The sequence below is a fragment of the Methanococcoides sp. AM1 genome, assembly GCF_900774055.1.
Lineage (GTDB): Archaea > Halobacteriota > Methanosarcinia > Methanosarcinales > Methanosarcinaceae > Methanococcoides.
Window position 1 is genome coordinate 1 of the sequence record NZ_CAAGSW010000034.1, and the last position, 217, is coordinate 217.

At 40.6% G+C, this 217-nt stretch carries 1 protein-coding gene; it reads right to left on the reverse strand.

The window, feature by feature from the left end:
• Positions 1 to 217, reverse strand: a 217-nt coding sequence (locus tag E7X57_RS12270; protein ID WP_135613301.1) for a PKD domain-containing protein, incomplete at both ends; no start/stop codon positions are given.

Here is a 217-nt window from a genome sequence, read left to right on the forward strand (position 1 = left end):
CCTTCAGTTACATTAGCACTGAAATCGGATACCGGAAGTATAGGAACTGATGTCACATTGATATAACCGGTCTTGACTTCGGAAGCAGTACCATTGATATTACTGACAGTAAGATTGACAGTATACAAACCAGCTGTATCATACGTATGAATTATATTCTGGCTGGAGTAATCTTCAGTACCGTCAGCATCAATATCCCAGGACCATGACGTTGCAT